We start from the raw sequence: 22,161 nt of genomic DNA, 5'->3' as shown, positions 1-22,161 counted from the left end.
GCCGGATGGGACGATGCCTTCCTCATCTCAATGATCGCTCATATGCGATAGCCCTGCCCCTCAAGGGGGGAGATTGTTTTCTGCATGAGCCTTGCACAAAACCGGCTCTTGCGTGGTCGAGCAGCATCAAAGCAAACCGGCACAAAGCTGAAGGCGTCACGGATGACGGAACCTCTCCCGTGAAACCCAGCCCCGTTCAGCCTGCGTTAACCTTCATTCATATCTTTTGCCGCAATGCGTCTGCCGAACCACCCGCGCCTTAATACCACCTTAAAGTGACCGGGATAGACCGGAGACGGAAACGAAAGGCGCCGATGGCTCCGTAATGGCAAGCAAGAAGAACAAGCGCGAAAGAACCGAACCCTCGCTCTTCGGCCTTGGCGGCGGGGCGCCGGCGAAGCCTGCCAAAAAGAGAAAGAAGAAGTCGAAAAAGAAGGCGCGCGCCGCTTCCGGCAGCTGGCTGATGCGCGCAATCCGCTTCGTGTTCTACTGGGGCATGGTTGCCGCCGTCTGGGGCGCGATCGCCGTTGTCGGCATCGTCATCTATTACGGCTCCAAACTGCCGCCCGTCGATGAATGGGCGGTGCCGGACCGCGCGCCCAACGTCAAGATCGTCGCCACCGACGGCTCGCTGATCGCCAATCGCGGCGCAACCGGCGGCGAGGCGCTGTCGCTCGACGAGATGTCGCCCTTCATCCCGATGGCCGTTGTCGCCATCGAGGACCGGCGCTTCTACTCCCATTTCGGCGTCGACCCGATTGGCATCGCCCGCGCCATGATCACCAATCTCCAGCATGGCGGCCTGGTTCAGGGCGGCTCGACGCTGACCCAGCAATTGGCCAAGAATGTGCTGCTCTCCCACGCCCAGACGCTGGAGCGCAAGGTGCAGGAAGCGCTGATGGCGCTTTGGCTGGAGCATGAATACACCAAGGACCAGATCCTGGCGATGTATCTGAACCGGGTCTATTTCGGGTCCGGCGCCTATGGCGTGGAGGCGGCCTCGCAGCGCTATTTCGACAAATCCGCCCGCGACGTGACGCTTGGCGAAGCGGCGCTTCTGGCGGGCCTCTTGAAAGCGCCGTCGCGGCTTTCGCCCGCCCGCGATCCTGAGGCGGCGGAAGAGCGCGCCCAGGTGGTTCTCGCCGCCATGCACGACCAGAACATGATCGACGAAAGCGATATGGCGACCGCGATGTCGCGCGAGCCGACGCGCGCGCCGAGCTACTGGACCGGGCCGGAAAACTACGTCGCCGACATGGTGATGCAGCGTCTCGAGCCGATGATCGGCGAGGTCACGACCGATATCGTCGTCACCACCACCATCGACCCCGGTCTCGAGCGCGCCGCCGGCGAAAGCCTGAAAAGCGCGCTCGATGCGAACGGCGAGAAGGACCGCGTGGAGCAGGGGGCGCTGGTTTCCGTCGATGCCACCGGCGCAATCCGTGCGCTGGTCGGCGGGCGCGATTATTCCAAGAGCCAGTTCAACCGCGCCGTCACCGCCAAGCGCCAGCCGGGTTCGGCGTTCAAGCCGTTCGTCTATGCTGCCGCCCTTGAGATCGGCGACCGGCCGGGCTCGGTCAGAAACGATGCGCCGATCACCATCGATGACTGGACGCCGGAGAACTACGAGAAGACCTATTCCGGACCGATGACGCTGACCAATGCGCTGGCGCATTCCGTCAACACCATCGCCGCCCAGTTGGTGATGGAGGCAAGCCCCGGCTATGTGGTCGACGTCGCCCACAGGCTCGGCATCACCTCGGATATCACCGCCAATGCCTCGCTGGCGCTTGGCACCTCGGAGGTCTCGCTGCTGGAGCTGACAGGGGCCTATACCGCATTCATGAATGGCGGCTTCAAGGCGACGCCCTATCTGATCGAAAGCGTGAAGACCGCGGGCGGAAAGGCGCTTTACCGGGCCGTGCCGCCGGCGCCTGAGCGGGTGCTGTCGCCGCAGACCGCGGCGAACATGAACGGCATGATGATGCGGGTCGTGACCGAGGGCACCGGCAAGGCGGCGCAGATCCCCGGCTGGCAGGTGGCCGGCAAGACCGGCACCACGCAATCCTCCCGCGATGCGCTGTTCGTCGGCTTCACCGCCAATCTGACCACCGGCGTTTGGGTCGGCAATGACGACAATTCCCCGATGCGCCATGTCACCGGCGGCAAGCTGCCGGCGCAGATCTGGCAGGATTACATGGCAAAGGCGCACCACGGCCTGAAGCCGCAGCCGCTCTATGGCGGCGGCAGGCTGATCGAGCCGAGGGCTGCGCCGCCGGCAAATGACAATGACCCAAAGACGCTGGTGGAACTTCTCGGCAGCCTCAATGACGGGGGTACGACGGCAACCCCGCCGGCTGATGTGGGTGGCGCAAGCGCAGAGCCGCAACGCAAGCGCCGCACGCTGATGGATATTCTCGGCGGCGGCTGAACTGGCCTCCCCGTCGTTCCGTGACGGACTGCGCCGTGCAGGGAGCTTGGCGGATAATGCGCTACGACGTCATGTTGCGCTCGAACCGCCGGTCACGCGCCCTGAGCAGCCGGCGGGCCTTCTGGATCAGCCGCCGCTTGCGGGTCTGGCGCGAAGTCTCCGCCCAGGGTGTCAGGTTGCGATAGTCCCAATAAAGTTCGGTGAAGGGGTGGGTGCATTTGGTGTGCCAGGGCTTTTTGACGTCGGTGAAATGCACGATCGAAGGCGAACGCGCCGCCTCATAGGCCTCCTCCTCGCTATAGGATGGCTCCAGCGGATTGGCGCGATAGATGCGCGTGCCGGCATTCCAGGCGAGCGGCAGGATTTTAGTGTCGTTTTCGAACAGGATGTTCAGCAGGTCCTGGTCCTGCGAAACGATATAGGGGCCCTTTTTGCGAAAGGCCGAAAGCACGTCTTCCGCGATATCCATCTCCCGGAACCGGGCGATGTCGAACACCATGACGCCGGCATTGAAATAGCGGTGGACGGCCGAAAGCTGCAGCCGCCGCGCCTGATGGAAACCGGCGTCATCCGGCGCTCCGGCGACGGGATGGCCTTCGAGATCGATATCCCAGAGGTTTTCGAGCGGTTCGACGACGATCGTGTCGGCGTCGATATAGATGGCCTTGTCCACCTCCTCCGGCAGGTAGCGGTGCATCACCAGCCGGTAATAGGTGGCGATCGAGACATAGTCGCGGTTGAGCGGCAGAAACCGCAGGTCGCGGTCATCGATATCGACGAATTCCAGCCGGCCGCCGGCCGCCGTGACCGTTTCGGTGAGCCTGGACCGGTTCGCCTCGGAAATATTGCCGCCATTCAGGATGAAGAAACGCAACCGCCCGGACGTTTCGGTCGTCTTCAGGGCGGAAAGCATGGTAACGGCGGCGTGGGGAGCGTAGCGGTCATCGACGGAGAGCACGACATTGATGTCGTCCCCCTCGGCCGGCGTGCGGGCCACGATGGCGTTGCGCTTGCGCCGCGCCGTTTCAAGCACCTCTTCCGGCGCCACGGGCGGGCGGGGCCGCATCCCCCAGGTCAGCGGCAGTTCCCGCACTCTGGCATCGTGAACCGCCTTGGCATAGTGCACATAGGCATTCGTCAGATATTCCGACAGGAAGCCCCAGATTCTCTTCTGGTAGGGGTCGTAGCCGCCGGTATCGATCCGCTGTTCGGCCGCCTCCAGCGTTTCGAACAGGAAATCGCAATATTCCTGAAACAGCGGTTTGCGCATCACGGTGATGCTGTTGAAGAACACCCGGCGTCCCGCCAGCACCTGCACCAGAAACGGATAGATCGCCGGGAAACGGGTTTTGACGATCTCCTCGACGATCTCCATGTCCTTGGCGTGATGCTGATGGGCATAGAACTCGCCGGCCGACATCGGCACCTCGGGCAGGCCCGGCAGATAGATATCGCGCATTTGCGGCGTCAGGATATCGGCGCCCTCACAGGCCTTCTCGATGAGATCGTCTTTCCAGCCGTAGCGCTCGATCTCGCGTTCGGTGACCTCCGAGAAAGCAAGGCGCTTCGGCGGCTTTTCGGCAAACACCAGCAGGCGGCGGTAATGCATCAGGCCGTAGACTTCGGCATCGACATTGTGCCGCATCCAGTAAAGCGCCGTCAGCTCATTCCAGCTGACGTTCTTCTCCGAGATATTGACGCCGGTATCATCCCCGATCGCGTCGGGAAACGCATGCCGCCCCAGCGCCCTGCCGGCCTGGATCGGATTGAGATAACCGGTTTTGATCAGCGGCGCCGCTTTGAAATAGACGACGGAGATGAAGATGTTTTTCAAGGCAACGCATTCCTGATGTTCACCGATATTCCCTTACAGGATTTCACATGCGTCTGCCTATGGCCAGGGAACTCAAAGGCGACGGCTCAGCGGGGCGGACCGCGTAAGTCCACACATAATCCACACTGCGAGTCTGACATGCAAACCTCATATAGCAATTTGCGAAGCCAACTTGTTCCACCTCGCCACCTCGTGTAATCGGGAGCACGGGATTTTTACGCTAGACCGGGGGCCGGCCATGGACATTCAGAAACTCGAAATTCCAGGGCTTCTGCTCATCACCCCCCGCCGGTTCGGCGACGAGCGCGGGTTCTTTTCCGAGAGCTGGAACCGAAAGGCGCTGGCCGGCCACGGCGTCGATGTCGATTTCGTGCAGGACAATCATTCGCTTTCCAAGACGGTGGGCACGGTGCGGGGGCTGCATTTTCAGGCGCCGCCGCATGCGCAGGCGAAGCTGGTGCGGTGCGGGCGGGGGCGGCTCTTTGATGTGGCGGTGGATGCGCGCAAGGGCTCTCCGACCTTTGGCAAATGGTTCGGGGTGGAGCTTTCCTTCCACAATGGCAAGCAGCTGCTGATCCCGGAAGGGTTTCTGCATGGCTTCATGACGCTCGAGCCCGATACCGAGATCATTTACAAATGCTCGGATTATTATGCGCCGGAATGCGACGGCAGCGTGCGCTTCGACGATCCCGAGATCGGCATCGACTGGCCGCTCAAGGATATCGACTTCACCGTTTCGGCAAAGGATCGCGATGCGCCGTCCTTTGCGGATTTCGACAATCCCTTCACATTCTGAGGTCCGCTCATGAAACTTCTCGTCACCGGCGGGGCAGGCTTTATCGGTTCAGCCGTGGTGCGGCTCGCGGTCGCGCGCGGCTTTCACGTCGTCAACCTTGATGCGCTCACCTATGCCGCCTGTCTCGACAATGTCGCAAGCGTGGCCGACAGCCCGCTTTACGCCTTCGAGCAGGCCGATATCCGCGATCGCGCGGCCCTCGACCGGGTCTTCGCGAAACACCAGCCTGACGCGGTGATGCATCTTGCGGCCGAAAGCCATGTCGACCGGTCGATCGACGGGCCGGGCGATTTCATCGAGACCAATATCAACGGCACCTACAACATGCTGGAGGCGGCGCGCGCCTATTGGGTTGCCCGCGGCCGGCCTGAAGGGTTCCGCTTCCACCACATCTCGACCGACGAGGTGTTCGGATCGCTTGGGCCGGAGGGTATGTTTACCGAAGAAACACCCTATGATCCGCGTTCGCCCTATTCCTCTTCCAAGGCGGCGTCGGACCATCTGGTGCGCGCCTGGCACGAAACCTATGGCCTGCCGGTGCTGGTGACCAATTGCTCCAACAATTACGGGCCCTATCACTTCCCCGAGAAGCTGATCCCGGTGGTGATTCTCAATGCGCTCGCAGGCAAGGCGATCCCGGTTTATGGCAAGGGCGAGAACATTCGCGACTGGCTCTATGTCGAAGATCATGCCGACGCGCTTTTGACCGTGATCACCAAGGGCAAGGTTGGCCGCAGCTACAATGTCGGCGGCGAGAACGAGCGCACCAATCTGGAGCTGGTGCGCACGATCTGCGCCATTCTCGACGAGAAGCGGCCGCGCGAAAGCGGCAGCTATGCCGACCTCATCACCTTCGTCGCCGACCGGCCGGGCCATGATCTGCGCTATGCGATCGATCCGGCGCGCATCGGCGCGGAGCTCGGCTGGCGTCCCTCCGTCAGCGTTGAGGAGGGGCTGGCGAAGACGGTCCAGTGGTATCTCGACAATGAGGCATGGTGGCGGGCGCTGCAAAGCCGCAAGGGTGTCGGCGAACGGCTCGGGGTGAAGGCATGATCCTGGTTTTCGGACAGTCAGGTCAGGTCGCGACCGAGCTGAGGCGAATCCTGCCGGATGCGGTGTTCCTGTCGCGAGAGCAGGCCGATCTCGTCAATCCCGCCGCCTGTGCCGCGGCAATTACCGAGCATAGGCCTGCTGCCGTCATCAACGCCGCCGCCTATACCGCCGTGGACAAGGCCGAAAGCGACGAGGAGACGGCGCTGAACGTCAATGCCACGGCGCCCGGCGCCATGGCGCGCGCGGCAGCCGAGCTTGGCATCCCCTTTGTCCACATCTCGACCGATTACGTGTTTGCCGGCGCGGGCGACAAGCCGTTTTCGCCGGACGATGCGACGGCGCCGCTCGGCGCCTATGGCCGCACCAAGCTTGCCGGCGAACAGCTTGTGGCGCGCGCCGGCGGCCCGTTCGCGATCCTGCGCACAAGCTGGGTGTTTTCCGCCCATGGCGGCAATTTCGTCAAGACCATGCTGCGGCTTGCCGAAAGCCGCGACAGCCTGACCATCGTCGCCGACCAGATCGGCGGGCCGACCTCGGCGCGCGCGATTGCGCTTGCCTGCAAGGTGATGGCGGAGCAACTGATCAGGGACCCGGCAAAATCCGGTATCTATCATTTCTCCGGCGCGCCGGATACGAGCTGGGCCGATTTCGCCCGCGCCATCTTCGAAATGGCGGGAAAGGCGGTCACGGTGACCGATATTCCGACCTCGGATTATCCGACGCCCGCCGCGCGACCGCTGAATTCGCGGCTCGATTGTTCGACGCTGTCGGCCTTTGGGCTTGCGCGGCCGGACTGGCGGGCGGATCTCGCGCACGTTCTGACTGAACTGGGGGCAATATCATGAAGCCACGCAAGGGCATTATCCTGGCCGGCGGGTCGGGCACGCGGCTTTATCCGCTGACGATGGCTATTTCGAAGCAACTGATGCCGATCTACGACAAGCCGATGATCTATTATCCGCTGTCGGTGCTGATGCTCACGGGTATCCGCGAGATCGCGATCATCACAACGCCGGACGATCAGGATCAGTTCAAGCGGCTTCTGGGCGATGGCAGTCAGTGGGGCCTGAGCCTCACCTTCATCACCCAGCCCTCGCCGGATGGACTGGCGCAGGCCTATATCCTGGCGGAAGATTTCCTCGATGGCGCGCCATCGGCGATGACGCTCGGCGACAATATCTTCTTCGGCCATGGCCTTCCGGAGCTCCTGGCCGCGGCCGATGCCAAGACTTCGGGCGGCACGGTGTTCGGCTATCACGTCGCCGATCCCGAGCGCTACGGGGTGGTCGCCTTCGACAGGGATGGCAAGGCGAGCCAGATCATCGAAAAGCCGGAAGTGCCGCCCTCGCATTATGCCGTTACGGGGCTATATTTCCTCGATGGCGAGGCCCCGGAACGCGCCCGCGCCGTCAAGCCATCGCCGCGCGGCGAACTCGAGATCGTAACGCTGCTGGAGAGCTATCTGCACGAGGGCAAGCTGGCGGTGGAACGGATGGGGCGCGGCTATGCCTGGCTCGACACCGGCACGCATTCGAGCCTGCTCGATGCCGGCAATTTCGTGCGCACGCTTTCGGTGCGTCAGGGCATGCAGTCCGGCTGTCCGGAAGAGATCGCCTACCGCAATGGCTGGATCGATGCGGAAATGCTGCGCCAGCACGCCGAAACCTTCCGCAAGACCGACTATGGACGATATCTTTTCGAATTGCTGACAGCGGAGCATCAGCTCGGCTGATCGCGCGACAAACGCAAAGACCCGGGCTGTGCCCGGGTCGCTGAGGCCATCTTTCTGGCAGATGAGCATATATGGCATGCCTTGCCTCAGGCGGCTTTGCGCGGATGACGGCCTTCTTCGACCTCCTCGACGATCTTGTCGACGAAGGCCGGCAGGTCGTCGGGGTTGCGCGATGTGATGATGCCGTTGTCGGTCACCACCTCGCGGTCAACCCAGTTGGCGCCGGCATTCTTCATGTCGGTGCGGATCGAGGGATAGGAGGTTGCCTCGCGACCCTTCAGCACATCGGCCTCGACCAGCATCCAGGGGCCGTGGCAGATGGCAGCGACAATCCGGCCGGAGCTGACGAATTCCTTGACGATGGCGACGGCCTTTTCACTGGTGCGTAGCACATCCGGGTTGATCTGCCCGCCGGGCAGCACGATCGCGTCATAGTCTTCGACTTTGACGTCATCGACCGTCAGATCGGCATCGACGCTGTCGCCCCAATCCTTCTCGTCCCAGCTCTTGACCGGGCCTTTCTCAAGGGAGGCGATCGTCACGGACGCACCCTTCTGCTTCAGCGCGTCGAGCGGCACGCGCAGCTCGGAGCGCTCATAGCCGTTGGTGGCAAGAATAAGAATCTTGGATTGCGTGATGCCAGGCATGGTGGCCTCCTGTGTTGTTTCGCGTTCAGGGCGGCGACCCTTCCGGGCTCCGCCATCTGCCCGGTAAACGCCTCAAGGGCGCGGGCGTTCCAAAATTCGATGCACCACGCAATGGATCGACCCGGCAAAACGGAACGGCGCGATGCCGGGGCTCTGCCATCAGCCAGGATGCCGAGAGCGGCTTGTTGGCGGCGCGTTAACCTCGGTCAATGCGATGACGCGGGAAATCGGCTCAGGTCCATTTCGAAAGGACGCTTCAGGGCGCAAGCCGGGGGTGCTCTCTTGTCAGCCGGAGGACCGCACATGACCGATCAGACCACGCCGCCGGGCGAACCGGCGCCAGAGCTTACATCCCGTTTTCCAACGGCCTACACGATCCTGTTTCTTCTGATCGTGCTGGTGGCCGCGCTGACCTGGATCATTCCGGCCGGCCAGTATGACCGGGTGATGAATGAGGAGGTCGGGCGCGAAATCGCCGTCGCCGGCACCTATCACGAGGTCGATCCGAACCCGCAGGGCTTCGTCGACGTGATGCTGGCGCCCGTTGCCGGGTTCTACGATCCCGACAGCTATGTGGCCAATGCCATCGACGTGGCGCTCTTCGTGCTGTTCCTGGGCGGCTTCCTGGGCGTGGTGAATGCCACCGGTGCGATCGACAGCGGCATCAGGGCGGCGATGTCGGCCATGAAGGGGCACCAGATATGGATCATCCCGATCATGATGGGCCTGTTTGCCGCCGGGGGCACCACCTATGGCATGGCGGAGGAGACCCTGGCCTTCTATGCGATCCTGATTCCGGTCATGATCGCGGCGGGCTATGACGTCGTGACGGGGGTCGCGATCATCCTGATCGGCGCGGGCATCGGCGTGCTCGGGTCGACGATCAATCCCTTCGCCACCGTGATCGCCTCCAACGCTGCGAGCATTCCCTTCACCGATGGCTTGATCCTGCGTCTGGTGCTGCTGCTCGGCGGTCTGGCGATCTGCGCGGCCTATGTCATGCGCTATGCCCATCGGGTCCGCACCGATCCATCGCGCTCGGTCGTCGCCAAACAGGCCGAGGCGCATAAGAAGATCTTTCTTCAGGACAGGACCGGCGAAGCGGCCGATGCAAAGCTGACCGCCATTCAGAAACTCGTTCTGGTGATTTTCGCCGCCACCTTCGCGGTGATGATCTGGGGCGTCTCCAGCCAGGGCTGGTGGATGGCGAATATGAGCGCGCTGTTCTTCGGCTCGGCCATCGTCATCGGGCTGGTGGCGCGGCAGGGCGAGAAGCAACTGACCGGCAATTTCGTCGACGGCGCGCGCGACCTTCTGGGCGTGGCGCTCGTGGTCGGGCTGGCGCGCGGCATCGTCGTGATCATGGAACAGGGGCTGATCGCCGACACGATCCTGCACGGCGCGGAACAGTCGCTCGGCGGGCTCGGGGATCTCGCCTTCATCAACCTGATGTTCTGGATCGAGCTCGGCATGAGCTTCTTCGTGCCGTCCTCGTCGGGCCTCGCCGTGCTGTCGATGCCCATTCTGGCGCCGCTTTCCGACTTCGCCGGCGTCGGCCGCGACCTTGTGGTCACGGCCTATCAGTCCGCCAACGGGCTGGTGAACCTGATCAACCCGACCTTCGCGGTGGTCATCGGCGGGCTCGCCATCGGGCGGGTGTCCTATGACCGCTGGATCGTCTTCATCTGGCCGCTGATGCTGATTTTGCTGATCTTCATCTCGGTCGTACTGAGCATCGGCGCATTGTTTTGAAAGAGAGGTCGCTCATGACCACGCATGAATTAGGGGTTCATTCCGAAAGCGGCCGGTTGCGGCAGGTCATCATCTGCCGGCCTGGCCTCGCGCACCGGCGGCTCACGCCCGACAATTGCGAGCAACTGCTTTTCGACGACGTGTTCTGGGTCAAGCAGGCGCAGAAGGATCACGACGCCTTTGGCGAGGCGATGCGCAATGAGGGCGTCGAGGTGCTGGAAACCGGCGCGATGCTGGCCGAGGTTCTGGAAAACCCGGAAGCCCGCAAGTGGGTTCTCGATCACCGCATTTCGGCCCAGCATGTTGGCATCGGCATGCAGCGGGCGCTGCGCGACTGGATGGACACGCTGCCCGGCGCCGCGCTTTCCGAATATCTGATCGGCGGGCTGACGGTCGCGGACCTGCCGTTTGCCGCCGATGGCATGTTCGGCAGCTATCTCGGCTATCACGGCTTCATTCTGCCGCCCCTGCCGAATTTCCTGTTCACCCGCGACAATTCGGCCTGGATCTATGGCGGCGTCACGCTGAACCCGATGTACTGGCAGGCCCGCCGCCCGGAAACCCTGCTGACGGCGGCGATCTACCGGTACCACCCGAAATTCGCGGGCAAGGTCGAGGTCATCTGGGGCGATCCGCTGGCAGATCACGGGCTTGCCACGCTTGAAGGCGGCGACCAGATGCCGGTCGGCAACGGCCTGGTGCTGGTCGGCATGGGCGAGCGCACTTCGCCGCAGGCCGTGGGGCTTCTGGCCGAGGCGCTGTTCAGCCAGGGCCGCGCCGAGCGGGTGATCGCCTGCCAGATGCCGAAGGAACGGTCCGCCATGCATCTCGACACGGTCTTCACCTTCTGCGGCGGCGATGTCGTGACCAGCTTCAAGGAAGTTGCGGAGGAAATGACCTGCTACGATCTGCACCCCGGCGAGGGCGGCAAGCCGATCGACATGCACCACGACACCCGCCCGCTGTTCGAGGTCGTGGCCGATGCCATGGGCTTCAAGCGGCTGAAGGTCATTCCCACCGGCGGCAGCGATCCGTTCGAGCAGTCGCGCGAGCAGTGGAACGACGGCAACAATGTGCTGGCGCTCAGGCCCGGCGTGGTGATGGGTTATGACCGCAACGACGACACCAACGCGGCGCTGCGCGCCGAAGGCATCGAGGTGATCGAACTGCCCGGCGCGGAACTCGGGCGCGGGCGCGGCGGCAGCCGCTGCATGTCCTGCCCGACAATGCGCGATCCGGCCTGAGGAGAATACAGCCATGGCTTACAATCTGAAGAACCGCAATTTCCTGACCCTGCGCGATTTCACGCCGCAGGAGATCGCCTTCCTTCTGAAGCTCGCGGCCGATCTGAAGACCGCGAAATATGCTGGCACCGAGGTGCCGACGCTCAGGGGCAAGGAAATCGCGCTGATCTTCGAGAAGGACAGCACCCGCACCCGCGTCGGCTTCGAGGTGGCGGCTCATGACCAGGGCGCGACGGTCACCTATCTCGGCCCCTCGGGCAACCACATGGGCCACAAGGAAACCGTCAAGGACACCGCAAGGGTGCTCGGCCGCGTCTACGATGCGATCGAGTATCGTGGCTTCGGGCAGGCGGTGGTTCAGACGCTGGCCGAATGGTCGGGCGTGCCGGTCTATAACGGGCTGACGGACGAGTTCCACCCGACGCAGATCCTCGCCGATTTCCTGACCATGCAGGAACACAGCGACAAGCCTCTGCGCGAGATAGCCTACTGCTTCCTCGGGGATGCGGGCAACAATATGGGCGACAGCCTGCTGATCGGCGGGGCCAAGATGGGCATGGACGTGCGGCTTTGCGCGCCGGAAAGCCTGTGGCCGATGGCGGAGATCCGCAAGGAGGCCGAAGAGATCGCGGCCGAAACCGGCGCGCGGATCATGCTGACGGAGAATGTCGACGAAGCCGTCAAGGGAGCGGATTTCCTCTACACCGATGTCTGGGTCTCCATGGGCGAAGCCAAGGAGAAATGGGCCGAACGTATCGACCTTCTCAAGCCCTATCAGGTCACGAAAGAGGTCATGGAAAAGACCGGCAATCCGCGCACGAAATTCATGCACTGCCTGCCCGCCTTCCACAATACCGATACCAGCGTCGGCAAGGAAATACAGGAGCAGTTCGGCCTCGATGCGATGGAGGTGACGGAAGAGGTGTTCGAAAGCCCTGCCTCGATTGTGTTCGATCAGGCGGAAAACCGGATGCACACCATCAAGGCGGTTCTGGTCGCCACGCTGGGAGGCTGATCATGCTTGTCGTGGCGGCACTGGGCGGCAATGCGCTCCTGAAACGGGGCGAGCCGCTGACCGCGGAGAACCAGCGCGCCAATGTCCGCGATGCGGCGCATGCGCTGGCCGGCATCGTCAAGGCAGGCCACCTTCTGGTCGTCACCCACGGCAACGGGCCGCAGGTGGGGCTTCTGGCGCTGCAAGGTGCTGCCTACAAGCCGGACGAAGCCTATCCGCTGGATGTGCTCGGGGCCGAGACCGGCGGCATGATCGGCTACATGATCGAGCAGGAGCTGGAAAACGCGCTCGACCATGCAAAGCCGGTCGCCACGCTGCTGACGCAGGTCATCGTGGACGGGCGCGACCCGGCTTTCGGCAAGCCGACAAAATTCATTGGGCCGGTCTATGAGCGCGACGAGGCCGAGGCGCGCGCCAAGGCGGCGGGCTGGGCCATTGCGCAGGATGGCGACAAGTGGCGGCGGGTCGTGCCCTCGCCAGCGCCGCGGGAAATCCCGGATATCCGGGTGCTGCGGCTTCTGCTGGATCAGGGCGTGATCGTGATCTGCACCGGCGGCGGCGGCATTCCCGTGCTGCGCCTGCCCGATGGCAGCATGACCGGCATCGAGGCGGTGATCGACAAGGACGCCGCCAGCGCCCTTCTGGCGCAACAACTCGGGGCCGACGCCCTGCTGCTTTTGACCGACGTGGACGCGGTCTATCGCGGTTTCGGTACGCCGGACGAGGCGGCGATCGCGGAACTTGCGCCCGAGGAGGCCCGTGAACTCGACCTGCCGGCTGGGTCGATGGGGCCGAAGATCAGGGCCGCAGCGGAGTTCGCAAGCCATGGCGGACTGGCCGGGATTGGCCGGCTCGACCAGGCCACCGCCATTCTGGAGAAACGCGCCGGCACCCGCATTGTCAGAGATGGAAGATAAGGAAAGGAAAGACCATGCCTCGCTTGAAGGACAAGATCGCGCTCATTACCGGCGGCGGCGCCGGGATCGGGCTTGAAACCGCGCGGCTCTTCCTGAAGGAAGGCGCGCGCGTGGCGCTGGTCGACCTGCGCGCGGAAGACCTGAAGAAGGCGGCCGAAAGTCTTGGCTCGTCCGATGTTCTGACAGTAGCGGCCGACGTGTCCTCGCCGGAAGACACCGCGCGCTACGTCCGTGAAACCGTGGAGCGGTTCGGCCGCATCGACATCTTTTTCAACAATGCCGGCATCGAGGGCAAGGTCGCCCCGCTGGCCGAGCAGAAGATCGAGGATTTCGATCGGGTGATCGCCGTCAATGTGCGCGGCCCCTTCCTGGGCCTGCAACATGTTCTGCCGGTGATGATGAAGCAGAAATCGGGCAGTATCATCAACATGTCGTCGATTGCCGGGCTGAAGGGCAGCCCCAATGTCGCCCCCTACATCACCTCGAAACATGCGGTGGTCGGCCTGACGCGCGCGGCCGCGGTCGAGGCGGCGGTGGCCAATGTGCGGGTCAATTCCGTCCATCCTTCGCCGGTCAACACGCGCATGATGCGCTCGCTCGAAGACGGGTTCAGCCCCGGCCACGGCGATGAGGTCAAGAACCAGCTTGCCTCCACCATTCCTTTGGGCCGGTATGGCGAAAGCGCGGATATCGCCAATCTCGTGCTGTTCCTTGCTTCCGACGAATCCGCCTTCATCACCGGCGCGCAATATCCGGTGGACGGAGGCATGGCCGCGACGTGATGACCGAACGCCGCCCGGGAGATCACCTATGCAGGATGTAAAGCCGGATGAAGGTGTCCTGGATGCCGGAGAAGCCCGCGGGACCGTCGTGGCGATCCGGGGCGGGATCGTCGATGTGGCGTTCGCGGACCGGGTTCCCGCCATCAACAGCCTTTTGATGGCCGGCGATATTCCGATGGAGGTTGCCTCCATGGTCGGCGAGCGCACCGTGCGCTGCATTGCGCTCGGCGTCGTTGGCGGTCTGGCGCTCGGCGCCGAGGTTGCCGACACGGGCGGCGGCATTGCCGTTCCGGTGGGCGAGGCGGTGCTGGGGCGGATGCTCGACATGTTCGGTCGGCCGCTCGACGGGCGGCCCGCGCCGGAGGCCGAGGACCGCCGTTCGATACACGCCGCGCCGCCGCATCTGGCAGACAGGGTGTTGCGGGCCGAGGTGCTGGAAACCGGCATCAAGGCGATCGACCTGCTTTCCCCCATCGAACGCGGCGGCAAGACCGGGCTTTTCGGCGGGGCGGGCGTCGGCAAGACGGTTCTTCTGAGCGAGCTCATCCACAACACGGTCGAGCACCATCACGGCGTCAGCCTGTTCTGCGGCATCGGCGAACGCTCGCGCGAGGCGGAGGAGCTGTGGCGCGAGATGGGCGCGGCCGGCGTGCGCGACAAGATGGTGATGCTGTTCGGCCAGATGAACGAGGCTCCGGGCGTGCGCTATCTCGTCGGCAAATCCGCACTGACGATGGCCGAATATTTCCGCGATACGCGCGGGCAGGATGTGCTGGTGCTGATCGACAATATCTTCCGCTTCGTGCAGGCGGGCTCGGAACTTTCCGGGCTTTTGGGCCGGATGCCGAGCCGCGTGGGCTATCAGCCGACGCTGGCGACCGAACTGGCTGAGCTGGAGGAACGCATCTCCTCCACCCGCAAGGGCGCGATCACCTCGATCCAGGCGGTCTATGTCCCGGCCGACGATTTCACCGATCCGGCCGCCGCCCACATCTTTTCGCATCTTTCCGCCTCGGTGGTGCTGTCGCGCAAGCGCGCGAGCGAGGGGCTTTATCCGGCTGTCGATCCGCTGGCCTCGACCTCGGTCATGCTGACGCCCAACGTGGTGGGGCAGCGCCATTACGATGTCGCGCGCGCGGTGCGCCGGACGCTCGCGGAATACGAGGATCTGCGCGACATCATCGCCATGCTCGGCATTGAGGAGCTGTCGGCGCATGACCGCGCCGTCGTCGCTCGGGCCCGGCGGCTGGAGCGCTTCCTCACCCAGCCCTTCTTCACCGTCGGCGCGTCCGCTGGCACCACGGGCAGGCTCGTTTCCATCGACGAGACGCTGGATGGCTGCGAGGCGATCCTTTCGCAAACGAGCTTTGACCGCCCGGAAAGCGATTATTACATGATCGGCAGCCTGAAAGAGCTCGGGGAGGCGGCGGCATGAGCACGGCTGCGCAAATGCAGGTTCATCTGCGCCTGCCCTCCGCCGTGCTGTTCGAAGGCGCTGCCACGCGGCTGAGGGCGGAGGCGGAGGATGGCGGCTTCGGCATTCTACCCAACCATGTGGATTTCGTCACGGCCCTGGTGCCCTCGGTCCTCCTGCTGAGCGAGCCGGACGGGCGGGAACGGTTCTTCGGCATCGATGAAGGGCTTCTGGTCAAGAAGGGGCATGCCGTCGATGTTGCGGTGCGCCGCGGGATCGAGAGCGACGATCTGGAGAGCCTGCGCGCGCGCGTGGTCCGCAGCTTCGCCGAAATCGAGGACGAGGAGCGCGTGGCGCGCACCGCCCTGTCGCGGCTTGAGGCGGAGATGGTGCGCCGCTTCGCCAGCCTGAGGAAGATGCAGCCATGAACGACGAGGACGACCGCGCCGCCAGCGAGATCGGCCGCCGCGCCGGCCGGATGAAGAACGCGCGCGACAAGCCCGGCCCGAGCCCGCTCAGGGGCTTTGGCACCTTCGGCATGATCGGCTGGTCGGTTGCCGTGCCGACGGTGGGCGGCGCGCTTCTGGGCCTCTGGCTGGATCGCGTCGCGCCGCAGGGGTTTTCGTGGACGCTGGCACTGCTGCTCGGCGGCGTTGTCATTGGCGTGTTCATCGCCTGGGGCTGGGTCTTGAAGGAAGGAAATGACGATGATCGCTCTTGACTGGACACTGGTTGCGCCGGGCTTTCTGGCCGGCGCCGTGGCGGCTGCCCTGTTTCTCGGCGGCCTGGCGCTCGGCATCCGGTTTGCGTTGCGCCGGCAGAGCCCGGCACTGGTGCTGTTTCTCAGTGCCGCGCTGCGCATGGCGGCACTGCTCGGGCTTGGCTGGTGGGTCGCGGGGCTGGGTCTCCAGGCGATCGCGGCCTTCGCTCTCGGCTTTCTCCTCACGCGGACGATTATTGTGGCCGTGGTTCGATCGGGCCAGGCGCGCGAGGCTCAGAGATGCAACTGACGCCCGACGACACGATCGTCTTCACCATTCTCGGCATCGCCATCAACGCCACGATCGTCAATACGTGGATCATCATGGCGCTGCTTGTCGGGGTGTCGGCCCTGGTCACGCGCCGGCTGCGCCCGGATGTTCCGCCGAGCCGCTGGCGCACCGCGCTCGAAGTCATCGTCAGCTTGATTGTCGGCCAGATCGCCGAGGTGACCCAGCGGCGCGATCCGCGCGTCCTCTATTTCGTCGGCACGCTGTTCCTGTTCATCGTGACCGCGAACCTTCTCATGGTCGTGCCCGGTTTCGATACGCCGACGGCGTCGCTTTCGACCACGGTGGCGCTGGCGCTCTCCGTGCTGGTGGCGGTGCCGGTCTTCGGCATCGGCACCCGGGGGCTGGGCGGTTACCTGAAGACCTACGCCGAGCCCTCGATCATCATGCTGCCGTTCAACATCGTCAGCGAGGCATCGCGCGGCGTTTCGCTCGCCATCCGCCTTTACGGCAACATCATGAGCGGCGCCGTCATCGCTGCCATCCTCTTGTCCATCGCGCCGTTCTTCTTTCCGGTGGTCATGGACATGCTGGGCCTGCTGACGGGCGTTATCCAGGCCTACATCTTCGCCGTTCTGGCGACCGTCTACATTTCCTCGGCCACCGCCGTTTCCGATGCCGCCGACGACAAAAAGGACATGCCCCATGACTGACCTTTCCATCATCGCTTTCATCTCGATCCTGACCGCCGGGCTGACGGTGTCGTTCGGTGCGCTCGGTCCGGCCCTTGGCGAAGGGCGCGCCGCCTCGACCGCGCTCAGCGCCATCGCGCAGCAACCCGATGCCGCCTCGACCCTGTCGCGCACGCTGTTCGTCAGCCTCGCGATGATCGAATCGACGGCCATCTATTGTTTCGTCGTCGCCATGATCCTGCTGTTTGCCAACCCGTTCTGGAACGCGGCGCTGGAGGCGGCGGCGCAAGGGGCCGGGAGCTGACGCCATGTCGATCGACTGGATCACGGTCGGCGCGCAGATCGGCAATTTCCTGGTCCTGGTCTGGCTGCTGAAGCGCTTCCTGTACCGGCCCATTCTCGATGGCATCGACGCGCGCGAGCGGGAAATCTCCACGCGCATGGGCGAAGCCGCGCGGGTCGAGGCGGCGGCTGAGAAGCAGAAGGCCGAGTATGAGGCGCGGATCGAGGCGTTGCAGGCCAGCCGCGCCGAAACGCTGGAAGCAGCCCGGCAGGAGGCTGAGAAGGAGCGCCGCGAAATGCTGGCCGAGGCCCGCCGGAAAATCGACCACGAACAGGCGGAGCGGGCCGCGCAACGCGCCGAGGATGCGCGCGCCTACCGGGCCGAGCTGCAGAAAACCGGCGCCGAGGCGCTGTTGTCGCTGACCCGCAAGGCGCTGACGGACCTGGCCGACGAGACGCTGGAGAGCCGTATCGTGGCCCGCGCCGTGGCGCGCCTGCCCGAGGTGGCCGACAGACTGCATGGCGAGCCCCAACACGCGGTGGCGGTGACCCGCAATCCGCTGCCCGAGGATGTGCGCAACGGCCTGCGCGATGCGCTGAAGACGCTTGCGCCAAGCGCGCAGCTCAGTTTCGAGACCGATCAGACGCGATCGCCGGGGCTCGGCCTGAAACTGGGCAGCGCCGAGGTGGACTGGACGATCGACGATTATCTCGAAGACCTCGAGGCGATGCTGGATCAGGCCATGGACGACCTGCCGGCCGGGAGCGCGCACGATGACGGATGAAGGTGCTGGCGAAACCGGCGCGGGCGCGTTGCTGCGCAAACTCCTGGAGGCACCGGCGCCGCCACCGCGCGTCAGCGAGATGGGGCGTCTGGAGGAAGTCGCCGACGGCGTCGCCATCGTCACCGGTCTTGGCTCGGCGCTGGCCGATGAAGTGCTGGAATTCGCCTCCGGCGTAAAGGGCATCGTGTTTGATCTGGAGCCGGGCCGGCTGGGCGTCGTTCTGCTCGGCCCCACGGAACGCCTGACGCCGGGAGAGACCGTGCGACGCACCCGCCAGGTGGTAAGCGTGCCGGTCGGCGCACCGCTTCTGGGGCGGGTCGTGGATCCGACCGGCCGGCCGCGGGACGGACAGGGGGCGGTCGAGACGAACCATCACCGCCCCATTGAATGGCCGGCGACGGGGATTCTCGAGCGGCGGGCGGTGTCGCGGCCGCTCGCTACCGGACTGAAGGCGGTGGACGCGGCGGTGCCCGTCGGCATGGGCCAGCGGGAACTGATCATCGGCGACCGGCAGACCGGCAAGACCTCTATCGCGGTGGATGCGATTCTCAACCAGCGCACGACCGGAGTGCATTGCATCTATTGCGCGATCGGGCAAAGGGGCGATGCGGTCGCCAAGGTCATCGGCGCGATCCGCGAGGGCGGCATGATGGAGCGCACCGTCATCATGGCGGCGGGCGACGAGGATGCGCCCGGCCTCGTCTATGTCGCGCCCTATGCAGCCATGGCGATGGCCGAAGCGTTTGCGGCCAGGGGACAAGACGTGCTTCTGGTGCTGGACGACCTGACGCACCATGCCCGGGCCTATCGCGAACTGTCGCTTTTGCTGCGCCGTCCGCCGGGACGTGAGGCTTTTCCCGGCGACATCTTCTTCATCCATGCCCGGCTTCTGGAGCGCGCCGGCCAGTTCGGCGAGGGGCGCGGGTCGATCACCGCCCTGCCGGTGGTCGAGACGCAGGCGGAAAATCTCTCCGCCTATATTCCGACCAATCTGATCTCGATCACCGACGGGCAGATCTATCTCTCGCCGCGGCTGGTGCGGCGCAACCAGTTTCCGGCGGTCGATCTCGGCGTGTCGGTCAGTCGCGTCGGCGGCAAGGCGCAGGCTCGGGCCTTTCGCGCGGTCGCGGGCAATCTGCGCGTCACGCTGTCGCAATTCGAGGAGCTCGAGGAGTTCGCCCGCTTCGGCACGCGGCTGGACGAGGATACGCGCGCGCGTCTGGCGCGCGGGGCGGCGGTGCGCGCGGCGCTGCGCCAGCCCGAGCGCGATCCGATGCCGGCGGCCGAGCAACTCGCCATCCTCATCGCCGCGATGGAGGGATTGCTGGACGGAATGGATGAGGTGCGGGCCATGCGGGCGATGGCCGCGATCCGCCGCGCCGTGCGCGAGGACGATGCCGGACTTGCGGCAAGCCTCACAGCCGACGAGGCCCTGACGGACGTGATTCGCGTGGGCGTCACGGCCAGGGCGCGCCAAGCCGTCGAAGCGATGGGAAAAGGCGATGACGCAGACGCTTGAGCTTCTCACCCGCCGCGCCGAAACCATGGACAGCATTCGCGGCATCGTGCGCACGATGAAGACGATGTCGGCGATCAATGCCGCGCCCTACGAACAGGCCGCGCACGCCATCGAGGCCTATCGCGCCACGGTTCTGGACGGCCTGCACGCGTTCATCACCGTCGAGGGACCCTTGCCCGAGGTTTTCGAAAACGCCGCGGAGCGGGTCACGATCGCTTTCGGCTCCGATCACGGGCTTTGCGGCAATTACAACGAACTGCTGGCAGAAGAGGTTCTGCGCGGCTCGGGCGATGAGGCCCCGACGCGGGTGATTTGCATTGGCGCGCAGTTGGAGGATGCGCTGGCGGGGCAGGGGATCGCCGCCGATACCGCGCTTCTGCCGCCGGCGAATGTCGACGGGCTGGGCCGGCTTGCCGGAAGACTGATCACCCTCATCGACGATATTCAGGGCGCCAGGGGCGGTGCCGGCATGACCGTGTCGCTGGTGTTCATGCAGCGCGCCGAGCATGGCCGGCAGGCGCCGGTGACGCGCAGGCTGCTGCCGCTCGACCCGGCCATGACGGGGGCGTTGGCCGCGCGCCCCTGGACATCGCGCAGCCTGCCGACCTTCTCCCTGCCGCCCGGACGTCTTCTTGCAGCCCTTGTCCGCAGCTTCCTTTTCACCGAACTCTTTCTCGCCGCGGCCGAGGCGCTGGTGACCGAAAACGCCGCGCGTCTGGCGCGCATGCAGCAGGCCGAACGCGCGATCGATGACCGGCGCGAGGAACTGGTGGGCGAGATGCGCCAGTTGCGACAGAGCGAGATCACCACCGAACTGCTCGATGTCATCATCGGTTTCGAGGCGTTGAAGACGCATCGAAAGAAACGGCATGACGAAGACGAACCTGAACAGCGAATTTAGGGGCGGGAAGCCCGCTTTGATGTGTTTTTCGGGATGGTTGCGTTAACCGCAGGCAAAGCCCGCGGCGAAAGGCGATGCTATACTGAAAAACAGCATTGGAGGCACGTTGGAAATTACCTGTCAGTTACCCGGTGTGGAGATCGGAGATGTTCGTCAAATCCATCATGCGTTGCCCGGTGACCACTGTCGGACCCGCGGCATCTGTTCACGCCGTGGCGGCGTTGATGAAGGAGTGCGATATCGGCGCCGTCGTGGTCTGCGAGGCGGAGCAGGTCGTCGGCATCGTCACCGACCGGGATATCGTGACGCGTTATCTTCCCAATGCTGTGTGCGATGTCGCGGTCGCCGCGATCATGACGCGCGGCGTCGCCACCTGTCGCCCGGGTCAGACGGTCCGCGAAGCGGCGAACCGCATGGGAGACCTGCAGATTCGCCGGTTGGTCGTCGTAGACGAGGCGGGCGCCGTCGCCGGCATCATGTCGCTTGGCGATATCGCCAATGACGCCGATGAAGAGCTTGCGGGGCAAACGCTCGGCGAGGTGGTCGAAACGCGCTGAAGCCGTTGTGTCGTGTCCGGAAGACCGGCATCCGCCTTTGCTCAGGATCCCTGTCCCTGTTGCGGCCGGCGCAGCAGGATTTCCTCGCGGAACCGCGCAAGGTCGATCCCCGCAAGTTCGCTTAGCGTTTCCGGATCGTTGAGGGCAATCTCATGATCATCGAGATGGGTGATCAGCCCGCTGCGGGCAAACCGGCGCATGGTGCGGCACACATGCACGTTGCTGAGACCGGCGAACTCTCCGAGCTTGTGCTGGTTCATGGGCAGGACGAAGCGCCCGTTCCGGGTCAGGCCGATATGCTCCAGCCGGACATAAAGCTCCAGCAGCGTATAGGCGAGGCGGCACGCGGCGCTGCTTCGGCCCATGCGCAACAACAGTTCGGACATGCGCGCTTGCGCCGTCACCAGCATCGCCGTGAGGAGCCCGCGCAGTTCCGCGTGTTCCGGCGCCGGGCCGTTGACGTGTTCCAGCGGTATCGTGACGTAGGTGATATCGGTCAGCGCCTCAACGGTGAAGGCGGCGACGGGGGCGACCGCCGCGCCGATCAACGAAAAATCGCCGGGCAGCATCACGTCGATGATCTGCACGCCGCCTTCGGGCAATGTCTTGGAAAGGGCCGCCCAGCCGTTCAGCAGCAACATCGAATGGGCGGCGTAGTCGGACTCTTGCACGACGGTGCGACCCTTGACGGCCCGCCTGACGGCCTGTTTCGGGCGCAGCGCCGCATAGGCATCGACCGCCGAGCAGGGGGTGGCATGCGACGTCTGCAAGGTTACGCTGATCTGCATGGTGAACTCCCTCCATCGCTGATGACTGCGG

23 protein-coding genes are annotated in these 22,161 nt (G+C 64.5%); 20 read left to right on the top strand and 3 right to left on the bottom strand.

The genetic code is table 11. The annotated features are described in order from the left end of the window. Positions 1 to 325 precede the first annotated feature (325 nt). A complete protein-coding gene (locus V6766_RS14760) occupies positions 326 to 2,431 on the top strand; it encodes a transglycosylase domain-containing protein (RefSeq protein WP_448467667.1) in 2,106 nt (701 codons plus the stop codon). A gap of 61 nt (positions 2,432 to 2,492) precedes the next feature. Here V6766_RS14760 and V6766_RS14755 read toward each other — a convergent pair whose 3' ends face one another. Next, complete coding sequence (locus V6766_RS14755) at positions 2,493 to 4,265, bottom strand: DUF4422 domain-containing protein (RefSeq protein WP_448467665.1); 1,773 nt, start codon at positions 4,263 to 4,265, stop codon at positions 2,493 to 2,495. Positions 4,266 to 4,503: 238 nt separating this feature from the next. On the opposite strand from V6766_RS14755, the gene rfbC reads away from it, so the two are divergent. The 4 genes from rfbC to rfbA are packed head-to-tail and all read left to right on the top strand — an operon-like array spanning position 4,504 to position 7,846. After that, the gene (rfbC, locus tag V6766_RS14750) at positions 4,504 to 5,061 is read left to right on the top strand and encodes a dTDP-4-dehydrorhamnose 3,5-epimerase (RefSeq protein WP_448467663.1); all 558 of its coding nucleotides are present in this window, start codon (positions 4,504 to 4,506) and stop codon (positions 5,059 to 5,061) included. 9 nt (positions 5,062 to 5,070) lie between these two features. Next, positions 5,071 to 6,114 carry a dTDP-glucose 4,6-dehydratase gene (gene rfbB, locus V6766_RS14745; protein ID WP_448467661.1) on the top strand — a complete coding sequence of 348 codons (1,044 nt, stop codon included), beginning with the start codon at positions 5,071 to 5,073 and terminating at the stop codon, positions 6,112 to 6,114. Next, positions 6,111 to 6,959, top strand: coding sequence for a dTDP-4-dehydrorhamnose reductase (gene rfbD, locus V6766_RS14740; RefSeq protein ID WP_448467659.1), 849 nt, complete (start codon positions 6,111 to 6,113; stop codon positions 6,957 to 6,959). Before rfbB ends, rfbD begins: the two co-directional genes overlap by 4 nt. After that, entirely contained in the window at positions 6,956 to 7,846 is an 891-nt protein-coding gene (rfbA, locus tag V6766_RS14735; protein WP_448467657.1) for a glucose-1-phosphate thymidylyltransferase RfbA, read from the top strand. The genes rfbD and rfbA overlap by 4 nt, the downstream gene beginning before the upstream one ends. A gap of 86 nt (positions 7,847 to 7,932) precedes the next feature. Here rfbA and V6766_RS14730 read toward each other — a convergent pair whose 3' ends face one another. Further along, positions 7,933 to 8,493: a type 1 glutamine amidotransferase domain-containing protein gene (locus V6766_RS14730; RefSeq protein WP_448467655.1), complete on the bottom strand. Its 561-nt coding sequence runs from the start codon at positions 8,491 to 8,493 to the stop codon at positions 7,933 to 7,935. 303 nt (positions 8,494 to 8,796) lie between these two features. On the opposite strand from V6766_RS14730, the gene V6766_RS14725 reads away from it, so the two are divergent. The 15 genes from V6766_RS14725 (at position 8,797) to V6766_RS14655 (ending at position 21,342) form a co-directional block, all read left to right on the top strand. Next, entirely contained in the window at positions 8,797 to 10,245 is a 1,449-nt protein-coding gene (locus V6766_RS14725) for a YfcC family protein (RefSeq protein WP_448467653.1), read from the top strand. Between the two features lie 14 nt (positions 10,246 to 10,259). Beyond that, on the top strand, positions 10,260 to 11,489 hold the full coding sequence (locus V6766_RS14720; RefSeq protein ID WP_448467651.1) for an arginine deiminase: 1,230 nt from the start codon (positions 10,260 to 10,262) through the stop codon (positions 11,487 to 11,489). Between the two features lie 13 nt (positions 11,490 to 11,502). Continuing rightward, complete coding sequence (gene argF, locus V6766_RS14715; protein ID WP_448467649.1) at positions 11,503 to 12,504, top strand: ornithine carbamoyltransferase; 1,002 nt, start codon at positions 11,503 to 11,505, stop codon at positions 12,502 to 12,504. Between the two features lie 2 nt (positions 12,505 to 12,506). Then, entirely contained in the window at positions 12,507 to 13,421 is a 915-nt protein-coding gene (gene arcC / locus V6766_RS14710; protein ID WP_448467647.1) for a carbamate kinase, read from the top strand. A gap of 14 nt (positions 13,422 to 13,435) precedes the next feature. Then, a complete protein-coding gene (locus V6766_RS14705; protein WP_448467645.1) occupies positions 13,436 to 14,203 on the top strand; it encodes an SDR family NAD(P)-dependent oxidoreductase in 768 nt (255 codons plus the stop codon). Positions 14,204 to 14,231: 28 nt separating this feature from the next. Further along, positions 14,232 to 15,638, top strand: coding sequence for a F0F1 ATP synthase subunit beta (gene atpD / locus V6766_RS14700; protein WP_448467643.1), 1,407 nt, complete (start codon positions 14,232 to 14,234; stop codon positions 15,636 to 15,638). After that, on the top strand, positions 15,635 to 16,045 hold the full coding sequence (locus V6766_RS14695; RefSeq protein ID WP_448467641.1) for an ATPase: 411 nt from the start codon (positions 15,635 to 15,637) through the stop codon (positions 16,043 to 16,045). The genes atpD and V6766_RS14695 overlap by 4 nt, the downstream gene beginning before the upstream one ends. Beyond that, positions 16,042 to 16,338: an AtpZ/AtpI family protein gene (locus tag V6766_RS14690; protein ID WP_018063328.1), complete on the top strand. Its 297-nt coding sequence runs from the start codon at positions 16,042 to 16,044 to the stop codon at positions 16,336 to 16,338. The genes V6766_RS14695 and V6766_RS14690 overlap by 4 nt, the downstream gene beginning before the upstream one ends. Further along, entirely contained in the window at positions 16,325 to 16,627 is a 303-nt protein-coding gene (locus tag V6766_RS14685) for an N-ATPase subunit AtpR (RefSeq protein ID WP_448467638.1), read from the top strand. Before V6766_RS14690 ends, V6766_RS14685 begins: the two co-directional genes overlap by 14 nt. Continuing rightward, complete coding sequence (locus V6766_RS14680; protein ID WP_448467636.1) at positions 16,618 to 17,319, top strand: F0F1 ATP synthase subunit A; 702 nt, start codon at positions 16,618 to 16,620, stop codon at positions 17,317 to 17,319. The genes V6766_RS14685 and V6766_RS14680 overlap by 10 nt, the downstream gene beginning before the upstream one ends. Next, positions 17,312 to 17,602, top strand: a complete 291-nt coding sequence (locus tag V6766_RS14675) for a F0F1 ATP synthase subunit C (RefSeq protein WP_448467634.1) — start codon at positions 17,312 to 17,314, stop codon at positions 17,600 to 17,602. Before V6766_RS14680 ends, V6766_RS14675 begins: the two co-directional genes overlap by 8 nt. Positions 17,603 to 17,606: 4 nt before the next feature. Next, positions 17,607 to 18,365 (top strand): F0F1 ATP synthase subunit B family protein, encoded by a 759-nt coding sequence (locus V6766_RS14670; RefSeq protein WP_448467632.1) that lies wholly within the window; start codon positions 17,607 to 17,609, stop codon positions 18,363 to 18,365. After that, positions 18,355 to 19,884, top strand: a complete 1,530-nt coding sequence (locus V6766_RS14665) for a F0F1 ATP synthase subunit alpha (protein WP_448467630.1) — start codon at positions 18,355 to 18,357, stop codon at positions 19,882 to 19,884. The genes V6766_RS14670 and V6766_RS14665 overlap by 11 nt, the downstream gene beginning before the upstream one ends. Continuing rightward, on the top strand, positions 19,868 to 20,785 hold the full coding sequence (locus V6766_RS14660; protein WP_448467628.1) for a F0F1 ATP synthase subunit gamma: 918 nt from the start codon (positions 19,868 to 19,870) through the stop codon (positions 20,783 to 20,785). The genes V6766_RS14665 and V6766_RS14660 overlap by 17 nt, the downstream gene beginning before the upstream one ends. 146 nt (positions 20,786 to 20,931) lie before the next feature. Then, entirely contained in the window at positions 20,932 to 21,342 is a 411-nt protein-coding gene (locus tag V6766_RS14655) for a CBS domain-containing protein (RefSeq protein ID WP_448467626.1), read from the top strand. Positions 21,343 to 21,383: 41 nt separating this feature from the next. On the opposite strand, the gene V6766_RS14650 is transcribed toward V6766_RS14655, so the two are convergent. Further along, on the bottom strand, positions 21,384 to 22,130 hold the full coding sequence (locus V6766_RS14650; protein ID WP_448467624.1) for a Crp/Fnr family transcriptional regulator: 747 nt from the start codon (positions 22,128 to 22,130) through the stop codon (positions 21,384 to 21,386). Positions 22,131 to 22,161 lie beyond the last annotated feature (31 nt).

The sequence above is a fragment of the Martelella sp. AMO21009 genome, from assembly GCF_053484295.1.
This window is presented reverse-complemented; position numbering and strand designations above follow the sequence as displayed.

Bases quoted from the DNA above. Each gene is read 5' to 3' on its own strand.
- V6766_RS14760 (WP_448467667.1), top strand. From the start codon at position 326: ATGGCAAGCAAGAAGAACAAGCGCGAAAGAACCGAACCCTCGCTCTTC.
- rfbC (WP_448467663.1), top strand. From the start codon at position 4,504: ATGGACATTCAGAAACTCGAAATTCCAGGGCTTCTGCTCATCACCCCC.
- rfbB (WP_448467661.1), top strand. From the start codon at position 5,071: ATGAAACTTCTCGTCACCGGCGGGGCAGGCTTTATCGGTTCAGCCGTG.
- rfbD (WP_448467659.1), top strand. From the start codon at position 6,111: ATGATCCTGGTTTTCGGACAGTCAGGTCAGGTCGCGACCGAGCTGAGG.
- rfbA (WP_448467657.1), top strand. From the start codon at position 6,956: ATGAAGCCACGCAAGGGCATTATCCTGGCCGGCGGGTCGGGCACGCGG.
- V6766_RS14730 (WP_448467655.1), bottom strand. From the start codon at position 8,493: ATGCCTGGCATCACGCAATCCAAGATTCTTATTCTTGCCACCAACGGC.
- V6766_RS14725 (WP_448467653.1), top strand. From the start codon at position 8,797: ATGACCGATCAGACCACGCCGCCGGGCGAACCGGCGCCAGAGCTTACA.
- V6766_RS14720 (WP_448467651.1), top strand. From the start codon at position 10,260: ATGACCACGCATGAATTAGGGGTTCATTCCGAAAGCGGCCGGTTGCGG.
- argF (WP_448467649.1), top strand. From the start codon at position 11,503: ATGGCTTACAATCTGAAGAACCGCAATTTCCTGACCCTGCGCGATTTC.
- arcC (WP_448467647.1), top strand. From the start codon at position 12,507: ATGCTTGTCGTGGCGGCACTGGGCGGCAATGCGCTCCTGAAACGGGGC.
- V6766_RS14705 (WP_448467645.1), top strand. From the start codon at position 13,436: ATGCCTCGCTTGAAGGACAAGATCGCGCTCATTACCGGCGGCGGCGCC.
- atpD (WP_448467643.1), top strand. From the start codon at position 14,232: ATGCAGGATGTAAAGCCGGATGAAGGTGTCCTGGATGCCGGAGAAGCC.
- V6766_RS14695 (WP_448467641.1), top strand. From the start codon at position 15,635: ATGAGCACGGCTGCGCAAATGCAGGTTCATCTGCGCCTGCCCTCCGCC.
- V6766_RS14690 (WP_018063328.1), top strand. From the start codon at position 16,042: ATGAACGACGAGGACGACCGCGCCGCCAGCGAGATCGGCCGCCGCGCC.
- V6766_RS14685 (WP_448467638.1), top strand. From the start codon at position 16,325: ATGATCGCTCTTGACTGGACACTGGTTGCGCCGGGCTTTCTGGCCGGC.
- V6766_RS14680 (WP_448467636.1), top strand. From the start codon at position 16,618: ATGCAACTGACGCCCGACGACACGATCGTCTTCACCATTCTCGGCATC.
- V6766_RS14675 (WP_448467634.1), top strand. From the start codon at position 17,312: ATGACTGACCTTTCCATCATCGCTTTCATCTCGATCCTGACCGCCGGG.
- V6766_RS14670 (WP_448467632.1), top strand. From the start codon at position 17,607: ATGTCGATCGACTGGATCACGGTCGGCGCGCAGATCGGCAATTTCCTG.
- V6766_RS14665 (WP_448467630.1), top strand. From the start codon at position 18,355: ATGACGGATGAAGGTGCTGGCGAAACCGGCGCGGGCGCGTTGCTGCGC.
- V6766_RS14660 (WP_448467628.1), top strand. From the start codon at position 19,868: ATGACGCAGACGCTTGAGCTTCTCACCCGCCGCGCCGAAACCATGGAC.
- V6766_RS14655 (WP_448467626.1), top strand. From the start codon at position 20,932: ATGTTCGTCAAATCCATCATGCGTTGCCCGGTGACCACTGTCGGACCC.
- V6766_RS14650 (WP_448467624.1), bottom strand. From the start codon at position 22,130: ATGCAGATCAGCGTAACCTTGCAGACGTCGCATGCCACCCCCTGCTCG.